19 protein-coding genes and 1 pseudogene are annotated in these 20,263 nt (G+C 65.9%); 10 read left to right on the top strand and 10 right to left on the bottom strand.

Features of this window, described 5'->3' with window-relative positions; genetic code table 11:
* Positions 1–138 precede the first annotated feature (138 nt).
* A complete protein-coding gene (locus BM190_RS26770) occupies positions 139–777 on the bottom strand; it encodes a class I SAM-dependent methyltransferase (protein WP_018318408.1) in 639 nt (212 codons plus the stop codon).
* Between the two features lie 20 nt (positions 778–797).
* A complete protein-coding gene (gene mnmA, locus BM190_RS26765) occupies positions 798–1,979 on the bottom strand; it encodes a tRNA 2-thiouridine(34) synthase MnmA (RefSeq protein ID WP_092260470.1) in 1,182 nt (393 codons plus the stop codon).
* A gap of 343 nt (positions 1,980–2,322) precedes the next feature.
* Between mnmA and BM190_RS26760 the strand changes: the two genes are divergently transcribed.
* The 9 genes from BM190_RS26760 to BM190_RS26720 all read left to right on the top strand — a co-directional run bounded on the left by BM190_RS26760 (position 2,323) and on the right by BM190_RS26720 (position 12,049).
* Positions 2,323–3,948 carry a flagellar hook-length control protein FliK gene (locus tag BM190_RS26760; RefSeq protein ID WP_092260468.1) on the top strand — a complete coding sequence of 542 codons (1,626 nt, stop codon included), beginning with the start codon at positions 2,323–2,325 and terminating at the stop codon, positions 3,946–3,948.
* Positions 3,949–3,961: 13 nt separating this feature from the next.
* Complete coding sequence (locus BM190_RS26755) at positions 3,962–4,669, top strand: flagellar hook assembly protein FlgD (protein ID WP_092260466.1); 708 nt, start codon at positions 3,962–3,964, stop codon at positions 4,667–4,669.
* A 385-nt stretch (positions 4,670–5,054) separates the two neighbouring features.
* Positions 5,055–5,330 (top strand): CtrA inhibitor SciP, encoded by a 276-nt coding sequence (sciP, locus tag BM190_RS26750; protein ID WP_002714638.1) that lies wholly within the window; start codon positions 5,055–5,057, stop codon positions 5,328–5,330.
* Positions 5,331–5,522: 192 nt separating this feature from the next.
* On the top strand, positions 5,523–7,133 hold the full coding sequence (gene fliF / locus BM190_RS26745) for a flagellar basal-body MS-ring/collar protein FliF (RefSeq protein WP_092260464.1): 1,611 nt from the start codon (positions 5,523–5,525) through the stop codon (positions 7,131–7,133).
* Positions 7,134–7,206: 73 nt separating this feature from the next.
* Positions 7,207–8,298 (top strand): flagellar motor switch protein FliG, encoded by a 1,092-nt coding sequence (fliG, locus tag BM190_RS26740; protein ID WP_018318403.1) that lies wholly within the window; start codon positions 7,207–7,209, stop codon positions 8,296–8,298.
* Entirely contained in the window at positions 8,298–8,921 is a 624-nt protein-coding gene (locus tag BM190_RS26735; protein WP_092260462.1) for a FliH/SctL family protein, read from the top strand. The genes fliG and BM190_RS26735 overlap by 1 nt, the downstream gene beginning before the upstream one ends.
* 3 nt (positions 8,922–8,924) lie before the next feature.
* Entirely contained in the window at positions 8,925–9,275 is a 351-nt protein-coding gene (fliN, locus tag BM190_RS26730) for a flagellar motor switch protein FliN (RefSeq protein WP_018318401.1), read from the top strand.
* 33 nt (positions 9,276–9,308) lie between these two features.
* Positions 9,309–10,694 (top strand): sigma-54-dependent transcriptional regulator FlbD, encoded by a 1,386-nt coding sequence (flbD, locus tag BM190_RS26725; protein WP_092260460.1) that lies wholly within the window; start codon positions 9,309–9,311, stop codon positions 10,692–10,694.
* Between the two features lie 206 nt (positions 10,695–10,900).
* Positions 10,901–12,049 carry a M20 family metallopeptidase gene (locus tag BM190_RS26720; RefSeq protein ID WP_092260798.1) on the top strand — a complete coding sequence of 383 codons (1,149 nt, stop codon included), beginning with the start codon at positions 10,901–10,903 and terminating at the stop codon, positions 12,047–12,049.
* 108 nt (positions 12,050–12,157) lie between these two features.
* Here the strand turns inward: BM190_RS26720 and BM190_RS40665 are convergent, their stop codons facing one another.
* The 8 genes and pseudogenes from BM190_RS40665 to BM190_RS26685 all read right to left on the bottom strand — a co-directional run bounded on the left by BM190_RS40665 (position 12,158) and on the right by BM190_RS26685 (position 19,345).
* Positions 12,158–12,316 (bottom strand): hypothetical protein, encoded by a 159-nt coding sequence (locus tag BM190_RS40665; RefSeq protein WP_018318398.1) that lies wholly within the window; start codon positions 12,314–12,316, stop codon positions 12,158–12,160.
* Positions 12,317–12,410: 94 nt separating this feature from the next.
* On the bottom strand, positions 12,411–12,992 hold the full coding sequence (locus BM190_RS26715; protein WP_092260458.1) for a flavin reductase family protein: 582 nt from the start codon (positions 12,990–12,992) through the stop codon (positions 12,411–12,413).
* A 32-nt stretch (positions 12,993–13,024) separates the two neighbouring features.
* A pseudogene (locus BM190_RS26710) lies at positions 13,025–13,866 on the bottom strand (ATP-binding cassette domain-containing protein).
* Positions 13,867–13,883: 17 nt separating this feature from the next.
* Entirely contained in the window at positions 13,884–14,690 is an 807-nt protein-coding gene (gene ssuC / locus BM190_RS26705) for an aliphatic sulfonate ABC transporter permease SsuC (protein ID WP_092260456.1), read from the bottom strand.
* A complete protein-coding gene (gene ssuD, locus BM190_RS26700) occupies positions 14,687–15,853 on the bottom strand; it encodes an FMNH2-dependent alkanesulfonate monooxygenase (protein WP_092260454.1) in 1,167 nt (388 codons plus the stop codon). Before ssuD ends, ssuC begins: the two co-directional genes overlap by 4 nt.
* A 9-nt stretch (positions 15,854–15,862) precedes the next feature.
* The gene (locus tag BM190_RS26695; protein WP_092260452.1) at positions 15,863–16,816 is read right to left on the bottom strand and encodes a sulfonate ABC transporter substrate-binding protein; all 954 of its coding nucleotides are present in this window, start codon (positions 16,814–16,816) and stop codon (positions 15,863–15,865) included.
* A gap of 38 nt (positions 16,817–16,854) precedes the next feature.
* Positions 16,855–17,805, bottom strand: a complete 951-nt coding sequence (locus BM190_RS26690) for a sulfonate ABC transporter substrate-binding protein (protein ID WP_092260450.1) — start codon at positions 17,803–17,805, stop codon at positions 16,855–16,857.
* A gap of 376 nt (positions 17,806–18,181) precedes the next feature.
* The gene (locus BM190_RS26685) at positions 18,182–19,345 is read right to left on the bottom strand and encodes a cytochrome P450 (RefSeq protein WP_092260448.1); all 1,164 of its coding nucleotides are present in this window, start codon (positions 19,343–19,345) and stop codon (positions 18,182–18,184) included.
* Positions 19,346–19,602: 257 nt separating this feature from the next.
* On the opposite strand from BM190_RS26685, the gene BM190_RS26680 reads away from it, so the two are divergent.
* Positions 19,603–20,247 carry a Rossmann-fold NAD(P)-binding domain-containing protein gene (locus BM190_RS26680; protein ID WP_210311303.1) on the top strand — a complete coding sequence of 215 codons (645 nt, stop codon included), beginning with the start codon at positions 19,603–19,605 and terminating at the stop codon, positions 20,245–20,247.
* Positions 20,248–20,263: the final 16 nt, after the last annotated feature.

Here is a 20,263-nt window from a genome sequence, read left to right as displayed (position 1 = left end):
GAAACGCGCAGGAAGCGCGGCCTGTTCCCGGTGGGAATGCGATGTGATCGGGCTATTCGCCGCGTTCTCGGTGCACCTCTCCCGCTTGCGGGGAAGGAAGCGCACTGCCGGCTTGGCAGGACGCCGGGCAAACCGCGATCAGGCTTTGTGGTAGCGGATCAGCGAAAAGTGCCCCATCGGCGGCATCGGCCTCCGCTCGGCCAGCGTGACGCCGCCGTGCCTGGCGGCCCAGCCCTCGAGGCGGGCCCACGGGAATTCCGGGCGCCAGCCGAGGCGGCGGGCGACGGGGGCGAAGGCGAGCTCGAACAGCTTGCGCGGGCCGGTCTCGGCGCCGATGTGGTTGACCAGGATCAGCTCGCCGCCGGGCTTGAGCACGCGCACGAACTCGTCGAGCGTGCCTTCGGGATCGGGCACGGCGGTGATGACATATTGCGCCACCACCGCGTCGAAGAAGTTTTCGGGGAAGGCGAGGTTTTTCGCATCCATCACCGAGAGCACTTCGACATTGGAGAGCCGAAGCGCACGCACGCGCGCCTGCGCCTTGCGCAGCATCGGCTCGGAGATGTCGACGCCGCAGATTTTCGTGGTGCGCGAATAGTCGGAGAGCGAAAGCCCGGTGCCGACGCCGACGTCGAGGATGCGGCCGCCGATGCGGTCCGCCTCTGCGATGGTCGACTGCCGTCCGGCGTCGAACACCTTGCCGAACACGAGATCATAGACCGGCGCCCAGCGGCCATAGGCCTTCTCGACCCCGGCCCGCGAGATGTCTGCTGCCATGCCCCTGCCCCGGTATTTTTTTAGCCGCGCACCGCTTCAGCGAGCGGCCTCGCTGCGTTGCTTGCGACCTTCGCGGCGGCGCTCTGAATAAAGCCGCCGCCGAGCACGCGCGCCTGCCCTGAGGGCGCGTCGTAGAACACGCAGGCCTGGCCGGGCGAGACGCCCTCCTCGCCGGCGACGAGCTCGACCTCGTAATGACCATCGCTGCCGCGCAGCCATGCCGGCTGGGGGCTGCGGGTCGAGCGCACGCGCACGAACAATTCGAGGCCGGCGCCGATGGCGCGGTCGATGTCGCCGCCGCCGATCCAGTTGACGTCGCGAAGTGCGATGCGGTGCATCTTCAGCGCATCGCGCGGGCCGACGACGACGCGGCGGGTGGCGGCCTCCAGCCGCACCACGAACAGCGGCGCGTGGGCGGCGATGCCGAGGCCGCGGCGCTGGCCGACGGTGAAATTGGCGATGCCGTTGTGCCGGCCGAGCACGCGTCCATCGAGATCGACGATATCGCCGGGGTCCATCGCGTTGGGGCGCAGCCGCGTGATGATGTCGGTGTAGCGGCCCGTCGGAACGAAGCAGATGTCCTGGCTGTCGTGCTTGTCGGCGACGGACAGGCCAAAGCGGCGCGCGAGCTCGCGCGTCTCGGGCTTGGTCATGTCGCCGAGCGGGAAGCGCAGGAAGTCGAGCTGTTCTTGCGTGGTCGCAAACAGGAAATAGCTCTGGTCGCGGTCGGCGTCGGCCGCGCAGACCAGCGCGCGCGAGCCGTCTTCGCGGCGGCGCGAGGCGACGTAATGGCCGGTGGCGAGCGCCTGCGCGCCGAGCTCGCGCGCGGTCTTCAGGAGGTCGCGGAATTTGACGCTGCGGTTGCACTCGATGCACGGCACCGGCGTCTCGCCGAGCGCGTAGCTGTCGGCGAAATTGTCGATGACGGACTCGCGGAAGCGATCCTCGTAGTCGAGCACGTAATGGGGAATGCCGAGTTTTGCCGCGACGTCGCGGGCGTCGTGGATATCCTGGCCGGCGCAGCAGGCGCCCTTGCGGTGGGTCGCCGCGCCATGGTCGTAGAGCTGCAGCGTGATGCCGACGACGTCGTAGCCTTCCGCCTTCAGAAGCGCAGCCGTCGTCGAGGAATCGACGCCGCCCGACATGGCGACAACGACCCTGGTGTCCTCAGGACGGCCTTCGAGATCCAGACTGTTGAGCATGGGCCTTAAGGGTTGTGACGGCGTGCGGCGATCCGCGATTTCATGCTTCTCGCGGGACGTCGGCGATCCCCGGGAACTATAGTTCCCGCAAGGCACGACTGCCCGGTCGAAAGCGGCTGAGAGTAACCTCTTTAATATAGGCGGCATTCCGGTGAAGCAATCACGGGGGCGGCCAGCTTAGGGCAATTCTTGCCGGGGAGGCAGAAATGGCGGGGTCGCAGCGGGCCCTGCGGCGACGGGCCTAAATCTTCAAGACATTGATTTTGCTACATAAATATACTTGGAAGGGCACTGGCCCGCTCCTTGCTCCCCTGACGCCGAAGATGTTTCCAAGGGGTCGCCTGTGGTCAGTCGTACGTCAGATGTCGTGGCCAGCGTGCAAGTGTCGAGCGCGCAGCAAAAGCCTGCGCGGTCGCAGAGCACCAGGGAGCCGTCCGCGAACGACTCCTTCGGGTCGCTGGTCGACAGCAACACCCAGGCGATCAACACCAATGCGGCCTCGCAGGCCCAGGATAGCGCGCCGCGGCGGAACGATTCGTCCTCCGCGGACAAGGGCCCGCGCGACACCTCCTCCACCGATCAATCCTCGCAGAGCAGGGCGAGCGACGACACCGACACCTCCGCGCCCACCAGGAACGACAAGACGAACGACAAGGCGAACGACACGACCACCGATGCGGCCAAGGACGCCGGCACGGTCAAGGACAAGTCCGAGGCGTCAGACGCCAAATCGGCTGATGCATCCGAGAAAACCAAGGACGACCAGACCGAGGGCACCGACACGCTCACCGCCGCAATCGATGCCGCGACAACGGCACCGGCCGACGCGGCGCAGGCCGTGCCCGATCCGAACGCGATCGTGGTTGCCGCGCCGGTCGTCCCGGCCGATCCCAACGCGGCGGCGAACCAGGCCGCCACCGCCTCGCCGCTGACAATCGCCGCCGCCGGCATCGCCGCCAGCGCTTCGACCGCGGCGCAGATCGCGGGCGCCAAGACCGACACCGCCACGCCCGCCGACAAGAGCGCCAAGACCGCCGGCGCCAAGGTCGATGCCGACACCACCGCGACGCTGGCCGATGCCGCGACCGGAGCAACCGACGCGGCCACGACCGACGCCAAGGCGACCGGCGGGCTGATCCCCGTCAACCAGGGCACGCCGAAGACCTCGTTCCAGGCCGCCGTCGCCACCGCGCAAGGACAGTCCGACGTCTCCAATATCGGCCAGGACGCCGGCGCGGCGAACCCCGCCCCGACGCAAGCGCCGGGCACCGCGACCGCCAATGCCGACGCGCATGCGCAAAGCGCCAAGCCGCAGGCAGATGGCGCAGCGACCGAAGCGAAGCCCGGCGCAGCGGACCGGACGCCCGACGCGATTCCGGCTGCACCCGCCGCCCAGGCCCATGCCAATGCGCACGCCGCCTTCAACACCGCCGACACCAGCGCGCAGGCCGCCTCCGCGATGCAGGCGCCGCTGACCAACACGACCTCGACCGCGTCCGCTTCGACCGCGACGCTGACCGCGACCGCGGCCAGCGCGACGGCGGTGCCGATCAACGGCGTGCCGATCGAGATCGCGGCCGCCATCCGCTCCGGCAAGTCCCGCTTCGACATCAGCCTCGACCCGGCCGAGCTCGGCCGCATCGACGTCCGCATCAATGTCGACCGCAACGGCAATGTCACCTCGCATCTCACGGTGGAGAAGCCGGAGACGCTGCAGATGCTGCGCCAGGACGCGCCGCAATTGCAGCGCGCGCTCGACGATGCCGGCCTCAAGTCCGGCAGCAACGGGCTGTCCTTCAGCCTGCGCGACCAGAATTCATCGGGCCAGAACTCCGGCCAGAACAACGACAATGGCGGCAATGCCCGCCGGCTGATCATCAGCGAGGACGACACTGTTGCCGCCGCACCCGTCGGGCGGGGCTATGGCCGCATGTACGGGCCGAGCAGCGGCGTCGACATCAGAGTGTAAAGGAGTATCCGACATGACCACTACGACTGGCGCTACCGCTCCTGCTGTCGTCTCCGGGACGACCGACCTGCCGAAATCCTCCTCGTCGAACTCGCTGAGCTCGACCACGGGATCGACGCTCGCCGGCAATTTCCAGACCTTCCTGACGCTGCTGACGACGCAGCTGCAGAACCAGAACCCGCTGGATCCGCTCGACACCAACCAGTTCACCCAGCAGCTGGTGCAGTTCGCCGGCGTCGAGCAGCAGCTCAAGACCAACGATGCGCTGTCGCAGCTCGTCACCCTGCAGCAGACCACGCAGGCGACCCAGGCGCTGGGCTTCGTCGGCAAGACCGCCCTGGTCGACGGCTCGACCGCGAGCATGACCAAGTCGACAGCCACCTGGCATCTCAACGTGCCGACCGACTCCACCGTCGACATCACCGTCGCCAATGCCAGCGGCCAGACCGTGTTCACCGGCAAATATACCGCCGCCGCCGGCACCGACATTCCCTTCACCTGGAACGGCATGGGCAATGACGGCACGCAATGGCCCGACGGCAAGTACACGATCACGGCGACGGGCAAGGACGTCGCCAACAACACTGTCGGCATCGCCGCCCAGGTGCAAGGCGTCGTGTCGTCGGTCGACCTGACCCAGTCGCCGCCCCTGCTCACCATCGACGGCGCCAGCTACACCCTGAGCCAGGTGAAGAGCATCATCGCCACCAGCAGCAATTAAGGTGCGCGCCGCGCGCCAAACGTCATCCCCGCGAACGCGGGGATCCATGGCCCCAGGGAGAAGTTTGGCGAAGACCAGGGGTTAGGAAGTCATTCTTGGTACTGCTGCCCGCGTCTCATCGATGAATCACGCGGTATGGGTCCCTGCTTTGGCAGGGACGACATTGAGGGCCTTGCGGCGACGCGCCCCGGCTCCATTCGTTAGTAAAGTATTTACGAAGACCCCCTCGACCGGCCCGGATTCCACCGTTCCGCCGGCCGACACGGCGCCGTTCCAGCCATTTTCAACGAGAATTGTATTGAAGCCTTAGGCTTAGCGGATTTTTAAGCCGCCGGGCGTAGGGTTACGGGCGTGAGTTCAGTGGTTGAGAGTTTGTGAGTACGCCATGACAGAACCCCATCGCCCGAGGGTAAAATACGTCATCGGGCCGGACGGCAGTCCGTTGACGATCGCGGATCTGCCTGCACCCGGCACCAAACGCTGGGTCATCCGCCGCAAGGCCGAAGTCGTCGCCGCCGTCCGTGGTGGACTTCTCTCGCTCGAGGAGGCCTGTAGCCGTTATACCCTGACGGTCGACGAATTCCTCTCCTGGCAGTTTTCCATCGACCAGCATGGTCTGGCGGGTCTTCGCACCACCCGCATCCAGCAATATCGCCAGTAGGCGATCCGGAAATCTGCGGCTTTTGACGAAAATCGGCCTCGCCCTGCGAGGCCGATTTTTTTCATATCCGCCCTTTGCGCGACTTTTGTCCGACCTCTTAACCTTCGTTAACCATATCGAAACCATCACCTAGGCAATAATTGCCCAGTCGGCCTTTCCGGTGAAAGCGGCCGAATCTGTTGGGGCGGTTGCTTGCAAGGTCTTGCGGACTTTTTGAAGAGTATCGGCGCCGCCCGGTTCGGGGCGATGATCGCGGTCACCGCCGCGCTCATCGGCTTTTTCGCGTTCGTCATCATGCGCGTCACCACGCCGCAGATGACGACGCTGTTCACCGACCTCAGCGTCGAGGATTCCTCCGGCATTATCAAGGACCTGGAGCGCCAGGGCATCCAGTTCGAGATCCGCAACGAGGGCAGCATCATCATGGTGCCCAAGGACAAGGTCACCCGCCTGCGGATGAAGCTCGCCGAGGGCGGCCTGCCCAAGGGCGGCGGCGTCGGCTACGAGGTGTTCGACAAGTCGGACGCGCTCGGCACCACCTCCTTCGTCCAGAACATCAATCACCTCCGCGCGCTGGAAGGCGAGCTCGCCCGCACCATCCGCGCCATCGACCGCATCCAGGCCGCCCGCGTCCATCTGGTGCTACCCGAGCGCCCGCTGTTTGCGCGCGAGGCGCCGGAGCCGTCGGCCTCGATCGTGGTCCGCGTCCGCGGCTCGCTGGAAGCCCAGCAGATCCGCGCCATCCGCCACCTCGTCGCTTCCGCCGTCAACGGGCTGAAGCCGCAGCGCGTCTCGATCGTCGACGAGGCCGGCCAGCTGCTTGCCGACGGCGCCGCCACCGATCCTGAGCAGGCGGTCGGCGACGAGCGCCGCATCTCCTTCGAGAAGCGGATGCGCAAGCAGGTCGAGGACATCGTCTCCTCTGTGGTCGGCTCGGGCCGCGCCCGCGTCCAGCTCTCCGCCGATTTCGACTTCAACAAGATCACCCAGACCTCGGACAAGTTCGACCCCGAGGGCCGCGTGCTGCGCTCGAGCCAGACCCGCGAAGAGCAGAGCATGACCGCCGACAACAACGGCCAGGTCACCGTCAACAACGAGCTGCCCGGCAACCAGCAGAACAACGGCGTCGCGGCCAAGGACCAGAGCAAGAAGTCCGAAGAGACCAACAATTACGAGATCTCCCGCACCACCAAGACCGAAGTGACCGAGGCCGGCCGGGTCAACCGCATCTCGGTCGCGGTGCTGGTCGACGGCATCTATTCCAAGAACGACAAGGGCGAGCTGGCTTACCAGGACCGTACCAAGGAGCAGCTCGACCGCATCGCCACGCTGGTGCGCTCGGCGATCGGCTTCGACCAAAAGCGCGGCGACCAGGTCGAGGTCGTCAATCTGCGCTTTGCGGATGCGCCCTCCACTGCCCCGATCGGCGAGCCCGGCGGCTTCCTCGGCATGCTCCAGTTCACCAAGGACGACGTCATGTACTTCGTCGAGCTCGGCGTGATGATGCTGCTCGGCCTGATCGTGCTGTTCCTGGTGATCCGCCCGCTGGTCAAGCGCATCCTGGCCTCCGACGAAGTCGCCGCCGCCATCTCCGGCGTTCTTGCCGGCCCGGCGGCCTCGGAAGAGAGCGCGCCGGCCGGCCAGGCACTGCTGCCGAGCGGTACCGCCAGCGCGATCGACGTCGCCACCATCCAGGGCCAGGTCCACGCCCAGTCCGTTCATCGCGTCGGCGAGCTCGCCGAGCGCAACCCCAACGAAACCGTCGCCATCATCCGCCAGTGGCTGACCGAACCAGCCAAGTGATCCCAGTCAAGTAATCCCAGCCAAGTAGTCCTAGCCAAGTAGTCCTAGCAAGTGAATCAAGAAGTGATCTGACATGGCCGCCAGTCTGCAAAACGCCAACTCGAACGACATCACCAGCGTGATCTCCACGCTCGGCCAGCGTGCCGGCAACCGCGCCGGCGCCCAGACCGAGGCGGTGACGGGACCCAAGCGCGCCGCGATCCTGATGCTCGCGCTGGGCGAGCAGTATGGCGGCAAGATCTGGTCGATGCTCGACGACGACGAAGTGCGCCAGCTTTCGCTGGAGATGTCGACGCTCGGCACCGTCGAGGTTGACACGGTCGAGGACATGTTGCTGGAATTCGTCTCGCGCATGTCGGCATCGGGCGCGCTGATGGGCAATTTCGACGCCACCGAACGGCTGCTGCAGCAATACCTGCCGCCGGAGCGCGTCAACGGCATCATGGACGAGATCCGCGGCCCCGCGGGGCGCAACATGTGGGAGAAGCTCTCCAACGTGCAGGAAGAGGTGCTCGCCAACTATCTCAAGAACGAATATCCGCAGACCATCGCGGTGGTGCTGTCGAAGCTGAAGCCGGAGCACGCCGCCCGCGTGCTCGGCATCTTCCCCGAGGAGCTTGCGCTCGACGTCGTCAATCGCATGCTGAAGATGGAAGCGGTGCAGAAGGAGGTGATCGAGAGCGTGGAGAAGACCCTGCGCACCGAATTCATGTCCAACCTGTCGCAGACCCGCCGCCGCGACGCCCACGAGGTGATGGCGGAAATCTTCAACAATTTCGACCGGCAGACCGAGACCCGCTTCATCACCTCGCTGGAAGAGGACAACCGCGAATCGGCCGAGCGCATCAAGGCGCTGATGTTCACCTTCGACGACCTCGTGAAGCTGGATTCCGGTTCGGCCCAGACGCTGATGCGCAACGTCGACAAGGACAAGCTCGGCGTCGCACTCAAGAGCGCCAACGAGGACGTCCGCAACTTCTTCTTCGGCAACATGTCATCGCGCGCGGCCAAGATGCTCCAGGACGACATGGCGGCAATGGGCCCGGTCCGGCTGCGCGACGTCGACGAGGCCCAGGCGCTGCTGGTCAACCTCGCCAAGGACCTCGCTGCCAAGGGCGAGATCATGCTGACCAAGAACCGCGCCGACGACGAGCTGGTGTATTGATGGCCGCTCCGGCAAAATTCCTGTTCGATACCGACTTCGCGGCGCCCGAGCGGACGACGCGCGAGAAGGCCGCGACCGCCGCGGAGATCGCCCAGAAGGTAGCGGAAGCCGAGGCGCGCGCCTATCAGGACGGCTTTGCCGCCGGCCAGCAGGAGGCCAAGGCCGAGAGCGACCGCCGCGTCGCGCTTGCCATGGAAGAGATCAATATCGGCATCCGCGGCATCGCATCCGGCATCGGCAACATCGAATCCAAGATGGAAACCGAGGCGGTCGACGTCGCGGTGGCGGTCGCGCGCAAGCTGTGCGCCGACCTGGTCGCCGCCGAGCCGCTCGGCGAGATCGTCGCACTGGTCAAGGACTGCTTCTCGCATCTGGTCGCGACGCCGCATCTGGTGGTCCGCATCAACGACGCGCTCTACGACAGCGCACGCGATAAGATCGAGCGGCTCGCCAAGCAAAGCGGCTTCGAAGGACGGCTGGTGATCCTGGCCGAGCCGGAGATTGCGACCGGCGACTGCCGGATCGAATGGGCCGATGGCGGCGTCGTGCTGGAGCGCGGCGCCATCGCGGCCAAGATCGACGAAATGGTTGGACGCTATGTCGCGTCCCGCAGGGGGAGCTAAGCCATGAGCGACACCGACGGACAGGTCCCGCTGCCCGATCTCAACGGCCCGATGCCGCCCACCGGCACGGACGTCGGCTACAACGAGGACGAATATGCGGCGCGCGCCGCCGCCGACCTCGAGGCGGTGTTCGACGTTCCCGTGCAGGTCTCGGCCGTGCTCGGCCGCTCGAAGATGGACGTCAGCGAGCTGTTGAAGCTCGGACCCGGCACCGTGCTCGAGCTCGACCGCCGCGTCGGCGAGGCCATCGACATCTACGTCAACAACAAGCTGGTCGCCCGCGGCGAAGTCGTCCTGGTCGAGGACAAGCTCGGCGTGACCATGACCGAAATCATCAAGACCGAACGCAGCTGATAGCGCGCGCGACCAGACGGACAGGAGACTGACATGCGGCTTCTCATCGTTGGCACATTGAAGGGCCAGCTCACCACCGCCACCAAGATCGCGATGGACAACGGCGCCACCGTGACCCATGCCGAGGACCACGAGCAGGCCATGCGCGTGCTGCGCGGCGGCAAGGGCGCCGACCTCCTGCTGGTCGACGTCGCCCTCGACATCCGCGACCTCGTGATGCGGCTCGAGGCCGAGCACATCCACGCCCCGATCGTCGCCTGCGGCATCACCAACGACGCCCGCGCCGCGGTCGCCGCGATCCACGCCGGCGCCAAGGAATACATCCCGCTGCCGCCGGAGCCGGAGCTGATCGCCGCGGTGCTGGCCGCGGTCGCCAACGATTCCCGCGAGCTGGTCTATCGCGACGAGGCGATGGCGAAGGTGATCAAGCTGGCGCAGCAGATCGCCGGCTCGGACGCTTCGGTGATGGTCACCGGCGAGTCCGGAACGGGCAAGGAAGTGCTGGCCCGCTACGTCCACACCCGCTCGGCCCGCGCCAAGCGCCCCTTCATCTCGATCAACTGCGCCGCGATCCCCGAGCATCTCCTGGAATCCGAGCTGTTCGGCCACGAAAAGGGCGCCTTCACCGGCGCGGTCGCGCGCCGCATCGGCAAGTTCGAGGAGGCAACCGGCGGCACGCTGCTGCTCGACGAAATCTCCGAGATGGACGTCCGCCTGCAATCCAAGCTCTTGCGCGCCATCCAGGAGCGCGTGATCGACCGCGTCGGCGGCACCAAGCCCGTGCCGGTCGACATCCGCATCATCGCGACCTCGAACCGCAACCTCGCGGAAGCGGTGCGTGAAGGCACGTTCCGCGAGGACCTCCTGTTCCGCCTCAACGTCGTAAACCTGAAGATCCCGCCGCTGCGCGAGCGCCCCGCCGACATTCTGGAGCTCGCCCAGCATTTCGTGAAGAAATATGCCGAGGCCAACGGCGTGCCGATGCGCCCGATTTCGGCGGAGGCGCGCCGCGTGCTCTCGGCCAACCGCTGGCAGGGCAACGTCCGCGAGCTCGAGAACACCATGCACCGCGCGGTGCTGATGGCGCAGGGCAACGAGATCGGCCCCGACGCCATCATCACCCCGGACGGCGACCGCCTCGACCTCGCCAAGACCGCGCCGGCCGTGGCGCACGCCACGATGGCCGCCGAGCAGGTGACGCGGGCGCTGGTCGGCCGCACGGTTGCGGATGTCGAGCGCGACCTGATCCTGGAGACGCTGAAGCATTGCCTCGGCAACCGGACCCATGCCGCCAACATCCTGGGCATCTCGATCCGCACGCTGCGCAACAAGCTCAACGAATATTCCGACGGCGGCATCCCGATCACCCCTGCGGGAACGCCGGGCGAGTATCCGCGGATGCCGATGATAGGGGCGTAGGGCGGCGCCCACTCTGGTTGAGATAATCGCGAATGCCCGGGCTGGTCCCGGGCATTCTTGTTTGTGCACCGAACCCACCGCGCTCCCGCTATCGTCCCTGCGTTCGCAGGGACGACGGCGGTGGACATGGCGGCATCGCATTCTCCGACTAGGTCGCGCCGGCGCAACGCCCTATAACCCGCATGAAAACCAACGCGGAGAACTCCATGTCTCAAGCTCAAATCACGGACTGGCTGGCATCGCAGCGGCAGGCGATGATCGATCTGCTGCGCGATGTCGTGAACATCGATTCCGGGTCCTATGACAAGGAAGGCGTCGATGCGGTCGGTGCGCGGTTCGAGCGGCATTTTGCCGAGCACGGCATTCCGTTCCGGCGCGAGGCCAATGCCAGCTTCGGCGACGCCATCCATGCCGACGTCTCAAAACCCGGCAGCAACGAGAAGCCAGTGCTGTTGATGGGCCATCGCGACACCGTGTTCGGCAAGGGCGAAGCTGAGCGGCGCCCGTTCACGATCAGGGACGGCCGCGCCTATGGGCCCGGCGTCGCCGACATGAAGTCCGGCGTCGTGATGAACATCTTCGTCGCCACCGCCTTCCACAAATTCGGCGGCAACCCGCATCCGATCAAGCTGCTGATCACCTCGGACGAGGAGATCGGCTCGCCCTCCTCCCGGCCCGTGATCGAGCGCGAAGGCCGCTCCGCCCGTGCCGTGTTCAATTCCGAGCCGGGCCGCCCCACCGGCAACGTCGTGACGGGGCGCAAGGGCGGCATCTTCATGCATCTCGGCATCACCGGCAAAGCCGCGCATTCCGGCGCCAATTTCGCCGCCGGCGTCAGCGCGATCGGCGAGCTCGCGCACAAGATCGTGCAGATTCACGCGCTGACCGATCTCGACAAGGGCATCACGCTCAATGTCGGCCTGGTCTCGGGTGGACAGTCCGTCAACACCACGGCGCCTTACGCCGAGGGCCAGATCGACCTGCGCTATGTCGATCCGGCCGATCGTGCCCGGGTGATGGACGCGATCCAGACCATCGTCGCGAAATCTTACGTGCCGGGCACGCGTGCGACGCTGACCATCAAGGGCGAGTTCGTGCCGGTGGTGCAGAGCGCGGATTCAAGGGCGCTGTTCGAAAACTATCAGGCCGCAGCAAGAGAGGTCGGCCTCACCACGCTGCAGGGCGAGTTCTCCGGAGGCTGCGCCGATTCCGGTTTCACCGCCGCGGTCGGTACGCCGACGATCTGCGGCCTGGGCCCGGTCGGCGGGCTCGCGCACACGCCGGAGGAATATCTCGATATCGACAGCATCGTGCCGCGCGCGCAGGCGCTGGCGCTGGCGATTTTGCGGGGGTGAAGGCAGGTGCCGTAGGGTGGGCAAAGGCGCACGTGCGCCGTGCCCACGATTTGCCTGCGCTGGATGGAAGTCGTGGGCACGCTACCCTACGGGACCGCGCGCGTTCGCCTACGAATAACTCGGCGCGTCCGGCTTGCGGAAGATGTGGATGGGATCGCCGGGGATGATCACGGGCTGGCCCGAGAACATCGCGTAGGCGTAGAGCGCGAGATAGGCAATCGCCAGCGCACCGATGGCATAGAACGCCCAGGTCGCGACGCGCTTCATCGATCCGCTCCATTGCCGTCCCGGCGGGAGGCTCAGGCGCTTCTAGAGCGATGACGGGGAAAAGGCCAGCTTTCCGGCCCCCCGGCCCGCGCGATCAAAGGCCGCGCCGGCCGTGCGCGGGAACGCTCACTTCCGCGAGCCTCGCGGCGTCCTCGTCCTGGTCGACCGCCACGTACTGGCCGTGCCAATAGGCAAGCGCCGCAGTCCGCGCCGAGCTCCTGATGTCCCTGACACGGCCGATGACGATGCCGTGCGAATGGCGTTCCACGATCTCCTCAACCTCGCAATCGAAGGCCGACAGCGCGCCGACGAGCAGCGGAACGCCCGAGACCGCCGTCACCCATTTGGCACCTTTGAAACGATCGGCGCCCTTCAGCCCGCCCTTGCCGGCAAAGCGTTCGGCGACATCGAGCTGGTCGGCATTGAGGATATTCACCCCGAAGGCGCTGTGCCGCCGGATCAAGGGGAAGGAGGAGGCATCGCGGTTGATGCTGACCAGCAGCGTCGGCGGCTCGACCGACAGCGAGGTGACCGAGGTCACCGTCATGCCGGTGACGTCCTTGCCCCGCCCGGCCGTGATGACGCTGACGCCACCGGTGAGATGGCGCATGGCGCCGCGGAAATCGGCGGACGAGACGGGGATTTCAGTCATGAGATCGCGGGGTACTACATTCATGGCATGGTCCCCGAGGTGGGGTTCCCTTGTATTTAGGTACGATCGTCCGCCGACAACAGGTGGCTCAGGATCGAGCCTTCCAGACCCGCAAGCTCGGCCGAGCCGCGCTGGCGCGGCCGGCCCGCGTGAACCACGACATCATGAGCGATGCGCCCTCTTCGATCACCAGCACCCGGTCCGCCAGCGCCACGGCTTCGGCGACGTCATGGGTCACCAAAATCGCGGTAAAGCCCTGATCGCGCCAGACGCGCTCCAAAAGGCGCTGCATCGAGATCCGGGTCAGAGCATCCAGCGCGCCGAGCGGCTCGTCGAAGGCCAGCACGCGGGGACTCGAGACCAGCGCGCGGCCGAGCGCGACGCGCTGCTTCTGTCCGCCCGACAGCACCGAGGGCCACTGGTCGCGCTTGTCGGCGAGACCAACCTCGGCCAGCGCCTTCTCGGCGCGCGCGTGCGCATCGGCGGAAGTGCGATCGCGGCCGAGACCGACCTCGACATTGCCCAGCACGCGGGCCCAGGGCAACAGCCGCGGCTCCTGGAACATCACGCGGATGTCCTCAGGCTGAATGTCTTTTGGTTGAGTGTCCTGGCCGAAGCTGATGCTGCCGGCATCGATCTTGTCGAGGCCCGCGATCAAGCGCAGCAGCGTGCTCTTGCCGCAACCGCTTTTTCCCACGATGGCGACGAACTGGCCGGCGGGGATGTGCAAATCGATACCGCGCAGCACCTCGTTGCTGCCGAAGGATTTGCGCAAGCCCCGGATGCTGAGCGGCAGGCCGCTGGTCTGCACCTCGCGCACTATGCGGGCGTGAGGCGCAAAATTGACGCGGCTGGCGAGCTCGGTTTCGGGAAGGGACGTACGAACGGCTGTCTGCATGTGATTCCCAGTATGTCTCAACGTTTCTGGAAGGCGGGGTGCCAGGAGAGCGTCAAACGCTCCAGCACGCGGGATGCGCTGTCGGCGAGCTTGCCGAGCAGGGCGTAGATCAGGATCGAGAGCACGACGACGTCGATCAGCATGAACTCGCGCGCCTGCATCGCCATGTAGCCGAGGCCCGACGAGGCCGCGATGGTCTCGGCGACGATCAGCGTCAGCCACATGATGCCGAGCGCGAAGCGGATGCCGACGAAGATCGACGGCAGCGCACCCGGGAAGATCACGCGACGGAACAGTTCGCCGTCGGTCATGCCGTAGATGCGGCCCATCTCGATCAGCTGCGGATCGACGGTGCGGATGCCGTGCAGCGTGTTGAGGTAGATCGGGAAGAACACGCCCAGCGCCACCAGGAACAGTTTTGCGCTCTCGTCGATGCCGAACCAGAGGATGACGAGCGGGATCAGCGCCAGATGCGGCACGTTGCGCACCATCTGCAACGTGGTGTCGGTGAGCTTTGCCGAGAGCTGCGACAGGCCGTTGGCGAGTCCGAAGGCGAAGCCGATGCTGCCGCCGATCAAAAAGCCGATCGAAGCGCGCCAGAACGAAACCCAGATGTTGCGGACGAGCTCGCCGGAGAGCAGCAGCTTCCAGCCGGCCATCAGGACGTCGCTCGGGGCCGGCAGCACCCGCGTCGGCACGAAGCCGGTGACGCTGGCGACCTGCCAGATCGCGATGATCGCGAGCGGCACGATCCACTGGATCAGGCCGTCGATCCGCGGCAAACGAAGGCTGCGCGGGAGCGAAACGCTGTCGATCACGCTCATGACTGCGACACCCGATGTTGCGGACGGAAGTCGCTGCCGACCGTCTCGCCGAACGGACCGCCGTTGAAATGCAGCCTGGTCACGTTGGAGGGCTGCTCGAGCGAGAGCAGCGGGAATACCAGCTCGGCAAAGCGATAGGCCTCCTCCAGATGCGGGTAGCCCGACATGATGAAGGTATCGATGCCGATGTCCTGATACTCCCTGATGCGGGCCGCGACGGTCTCGGCATCGCCGACCAGCGCCGTCCCGGCACCGCCGCGCACGAGGCCGACGCCGGCCCAGAGGTTCGGTGCGATCTCGAGCTTGTCGCGCTTGCCGCCGTGAAGCTGCGCCATGCGCTGCTGGCCGACGGAGTCCATGCGGGCAAAATTCTTCTGCGCCAGCGCGATGGTGTCGTCGCTGACATGCTTGATCAGCTCGTTCGCGGCACGCCAGGCTTCCTCGTTGGTCTCGCGAACAATGACATGAAGGCGGATGCCGAAGGACAGCTTGCGGCCGCGCGCGCTTGCGACCTCCCGCACCTTCGCGATCTTCTCGGCCACCAGCGCCGGCGGCTCGCCCCAGGTGAGATATTTGTCGACGGTATCGACGGCGACGTCGATGCCGGCATCGGACGAGCCGCCGAAATAGAGCGGCGGGCGCGGCGACTGCACCGGCGGAAACAGCAGCTTGCCGCCCTCGACATGGATGTGCTTGCCCTCGACATTGACGGTCTTGCCGGCGAGCAGATCGCTATAGACGTTGAGGAACTCGCGGGTGAACTCGTAGCGCTCGTCATGGCCGAGGAAGATGCCGTCGCCCTTGTTCTCGACGGGATCGCCGCCGGTGACGACGTTGACGAGCAGCCGGCCGCCCGTGACGCGATCGAGCGTCGCCGTCATGCGCGCGGCGACACCAGGCGATTGCAGGCCGGGCCGGACGGCGACGAGATAGCGCAGCCGTTCGGTGAACGGCGCAACTGACGAGGCGACGATCCAGGAATCCTCGCAAGAGCGCCCGGTCGGCAGCAGCACGCCGAAATAGCCGAGCTGGTCGGCGGCCTGCGCGATCTGGCGCAGATAGTTGAAATTGACCTCGCGGCCGCCGATGCCTGTGCCGAGATAGCGGCCGTCACCGTGGGTCGGCAGGAACCAGAGGATGTTGGCGTTGGGTTGCTTTGTCATGACTTGCGCTCACGAACCGGATTTCCGCGCGACGTCAGAAATCTTGATGGATTTGGGGATCAGGCCCAGCGCGAAGAACGCGTCGGCCACCTGCTGCTGGTCGGCGATGACGGCATCCGTGATCGGTTTGATGCCGTAGGACTGCCGCTTCAATGCCACCTCGACGACCGGCACGGACAGACCGATTGCCGGAGCAAGCTGCTCCGCCACCGCATGGATGTCGCCCCTGGCCCAATCATCGACCGTGCTGAGCTCGGCGAGCACGGCGTCGACGATCTCAGGATTGGCATCGAGGAATTTCTTCGAAGAGAAATAGAATTGGTAGTTGGCGACGATGCCGGAGCCGTCTGCGAGCGTGCGCGCGCCTGTGGCCGCTTCCGCGGCGGCCTGGAACGGATCCCAGATCACCCAGGCATCGACCGCGCCGCGCTCGAAGGCGGCGCGCGCATCGGCCGGCGCCAGGAACACCGGCTCAACTTCAGAATATTTCACGCCGGCCTTCTCCAGCGCCTTGACCAGGAGGTAGTGGACGTTGGAGCCCTTGTTGAGCGCGACCTTCTTGCCCTTGAGGTCAGCGACCGATTTCAGCGGGCTGTCCTTCGGCACTAGGATCGCCTCGCCCTTCGGCGCCGGCGGCTCATAGGCGACGTACTGGATCGGCGCGCCGGCGGCCTGCGCAAAGATCGGCGGGGCTTCGCCGGTGTTGCCGAAATCGATCGCGCCGACATTGAGTGCTTCGAGCAGCGGCGGTCCGGAGGGAAATTCGGTCCACACCACCTTGTAGCCGTCGGCGGCGAGCTTCGGCTCCAGCGTGCCCCTGCTCTTGAGCAGCACCAGCTTGCCGTATTTCTGGTAGCCGATGCGGACCACCTTGTCCTGACCATAGGACGTGCCGACCGCGGCGGCGACGATGCCGATCGACAGCACCACGGCCGCGATCAGACGCTGGATGATACGCCTCATGTTCAAACCCCTGTGTGTGGGAAGGCTGGTCGGCACGATCAGGCTGCCGGATTGCGCCAGACGATGTCGCGGATCGCGATCGGCCTCGGAATCAAGCCGAGCTTGTAGAAGCGATCGGCGACGCCCTGCTGCGTCGTGACGATATCGTCGGTGACGGGGCCGACGACGAAGGACGAGCGGTTCGCCGCGATGGTCTGGATCTCCAGCGGAATGCCGGTCACCGCGGCGAGAGACTTCGCGACCTCGTCGCGGTGCTGCTCGGCCCATCTGGCGGTCGCGGTGGTGACGTCGACGATCTGCTGCAGGATCGCGCCGTGGTTCTTCGCGAAGTCGCGGTTGGCGATGTAGAAGGAATTGGTCTTGGTGACCTCGCGCGCATTGATCAGGATGCGGCCGTTCTGCCTGGTCTCGCCGATCGCGAAATACGGATCCCAGATCGCCCAGGCCTCGATGCTGCCGTTGGCAAAGGCGGGGCCGGCGTCCGGTGGCGTCAGATAGACCGGTGTGATGTCGGCATAGGTCAGGCCCGCCTTCTCCAGCGTCTGCACCACGATATTGTGCGCGCTGGAGCCCTTGGTGAAGCCGATGCGCTTGCCATTCAGCTCGGTGATGGCGCGGATCGGCGAATCCTTCGGCACCAGAATGCCCTGGCCGTTGGTGATCGGCTGGCCCGCGGCATAGACGATCGCGGCACCAGCTGCCTGCGCGAACACCGGCGGGGAATCGCCAACTGCGCCGTAATCGACACTGCCGACATTCATCGCTTCCATCATCGGCGGGCCCGAGGAGAACTCGACCCATTTCACCTCGATGCCCAGGGGCACGAAATGTTTTTCCAGCGCGGCCTGCTGGCGCGCGATGACCAGCACGCCGTTCTTCTGATAGCCGATACGAATTTCCTTCACCGCGCCTTGCGCGATTACAGGCGAGGCGAACGCAGCGGCCGCCGCAGTTCCAACGGAGAGCTTGAGAAAGTCACGACGCTGCATTCCACGCTCCCGGCCGCACGCGGCCGTCATTCATCCAGTTCGGGAATGATGGTGCGGGTTGTCGGAGGTGTCGAGACGTGCGGAAAAATAGCGATGCGAGCACTGCGCGTGCGGCAGCGCGCATGATTAATCTTTCAAGCGGCCGCGATGATGCAGAGGGATTTTTTTCGCACGCGAATGTGAGACGCGCAGGGAGCGAGACGGCAAAACGCCTCCACCACCTCCGCTGTCATTCCCCGCGAAGGCGGGGAATCCAGTATTCCAGAGGCGTTCAGTGCTTCACACGACGGCCGCGGCGTACTGGATCGCCCGGTCAAGCCGGGCGATGACACTGAAACCGTGGTGTGCGCGTGCCTCGCGCAGGACCGCTTGCAAGCTAATGCCACCGCACCGGCAAATTCTGCAGCCCGCGAAACGCCCAGCCGCCGATCCGCACCGGCTCGTCGTCGGCGATCTCGAGCTGCCTCGCCCGCGCGAACACGGTCGGCAGCGCGACGTCGGCGATCATGGCGCGGGAGGCCCACGCGCCGGCGCAGAAATGCGGGCCGGCGCCGAACGCGACACTCTTGGTCGTATCACGCCGCACGTCGAACTGATCGGCGCGCTCGAAATGCGTCTCGTCGCGATTGGCGGAGCCGAACATCAGGAACACGCGCTCGTCCGTCTCGAAGGCGACGTCGCGGATGCTCCACGGCTTGGCGATGCGGCGCGGCGACATGCCGATGGGCGAGATCCAGCGGGCATATTCCTCGAACGCCTCGAGCCAGGTCACCTCGCCCCTGCGCACCAGATCGAGCTGCTCGGGATGAGTCAGCAGCGCCCACACCGTGCCGGCGATCGCCTTGCGCGGCTCGTTCTGACCGCCCGAGATCGCGAGCTTGACGTTCGCGCGCACGCTCTCCATCGGCATGCCGGAGGCGAGCAGCACGCCCAAAATGCTCTGGTCGGGATGCTTGCGCATAACCGGCAGGATGTCGTCGATCGCAGCATCGATGCCCGACGTCGCGGCATGGCAGCGCGCCTCGACCTCAGGGTCGCCGGCATAGTTGGCGATGCCCTCGATCATGCCCTGCGACCACGCGTCCATGTCGCCAAAGCCGATATTGGTGAGGCCGGTGATCGACTTCAGGCATTCGCCGGAGAACGGCAGCGCGAAATCGCGCATGAAGTCGATCCGCCCCGGCGCGATCGCATCGAGGATGCGGTCGGCATGCGCCTGGAACAGCGCGGTCCAATGCGCCTTCACCGTCTTCGGCGACACCGTCGGGAACATCGCGCGGCGCTCGACCTGGTGCGCCTCGCCGTCCTTGCGCATCATGTTGTGGCCCATCAGCCGGTTCATCAGGCCCGCAGGCTGGTGCGAGGAGAACACGTCGATCTGCTTCTCGGAGATCGAGATGTCGTCGCGGCTGGTCAGCAGCGTCGAGCCGAGCTGCGGCACGAACGCGATCGGCGCTTCTTTCCGCATTTTCGCAAGCATCGGATAGGGATCGGCCCAGAATGCGGCCGGGTCGATGTCGATGCGCGGCGCGGTGCTCAAAGCGGCCTCTCCGGATGTCGTATCCTAGAGGCCAGACTAGCGAACTCCGCGGCCGGCGTCTGTCCCTAGCGATGGGGACACACGGCAGGAGAGCATTTACGTGTAAGTCCGGTTGGCGGGACAAAACGGCAAGGAATTCCCCGTGGCTCACAACTTCGATATGTGCCGGACTTGGAGATTGTCGCGACGCAGGCATCGAATTTGCCGTGGCGACCGGTTCCTGTACACTTGGCCTGCAAAGCCGAAACGGGATAGTCATGACCACATTGCTCATCGTAGGCGCGACGGGGCTGGTTGGCGGCCGCGCGATGACGCTTGCTCTTGCGGACCCACGCATCACGCGCATCATCGCGCCGACGCGGCGTGCGCTGCGGCCCGAGGAGCGGGTCGCGAATCCTCGGCTCGATGATCTGATTGCTGGTGCCGGCGGTGAGGAATGGCGAGCCGACGGCGCAATCTGCACGCTCGGAACGACGCGGGCGGCGGCAGGGTCGGCAGCAGCTTTTCGAGCGGTCGATTACGAACTTGTGCTGCTGATCGCGCGGCGGCTGCGCGACGCTGGAGTCGGCCGATTCGCGCTGGTATCGTCCTTGGGCGCCGACCCACGATCCCTGTTTCTCTACACGCGGACGAAGGGCGAGGTGGAAGAGGCGATCGGGGCGCTCGCTTTCCCGTCCCTGACGATCCTGCGGCCAGGCTTCCTGGATGGCGAGCGTGCCGAAAGCAGGCCGGTACAGCGAGCAGTGCGGAACGTCCTAAACTTCGCGTCCCCCCTGTTGCCGCGGGTTGCGCGTGTAAGCCCGGTGACCAACGTGGCCCGGCAGCTCATCGAGGCGGCTGTTGCCGGCGAACCAGGAAAGCACGTCATTGGAGCGGGGCAACTGGCAGAAGGCGGCAGCTGACACCGCGGGTCCAGCA

The organism is Bradyrhizobium sp. Rc3b, from assembly GCF_900114915.1.
Taxonomy (GTDB): Bacteria; Pseudomonadota; Alphaproteobacteria; order Rhizobiales; family Xanthobacteraceae; genus Bradyrhizobium.
The sequence above is the reverse complement of the archived record's forward strand: the minus strand, read 5'-3'. Positions and strand labels throughout refer to the sequence as shown.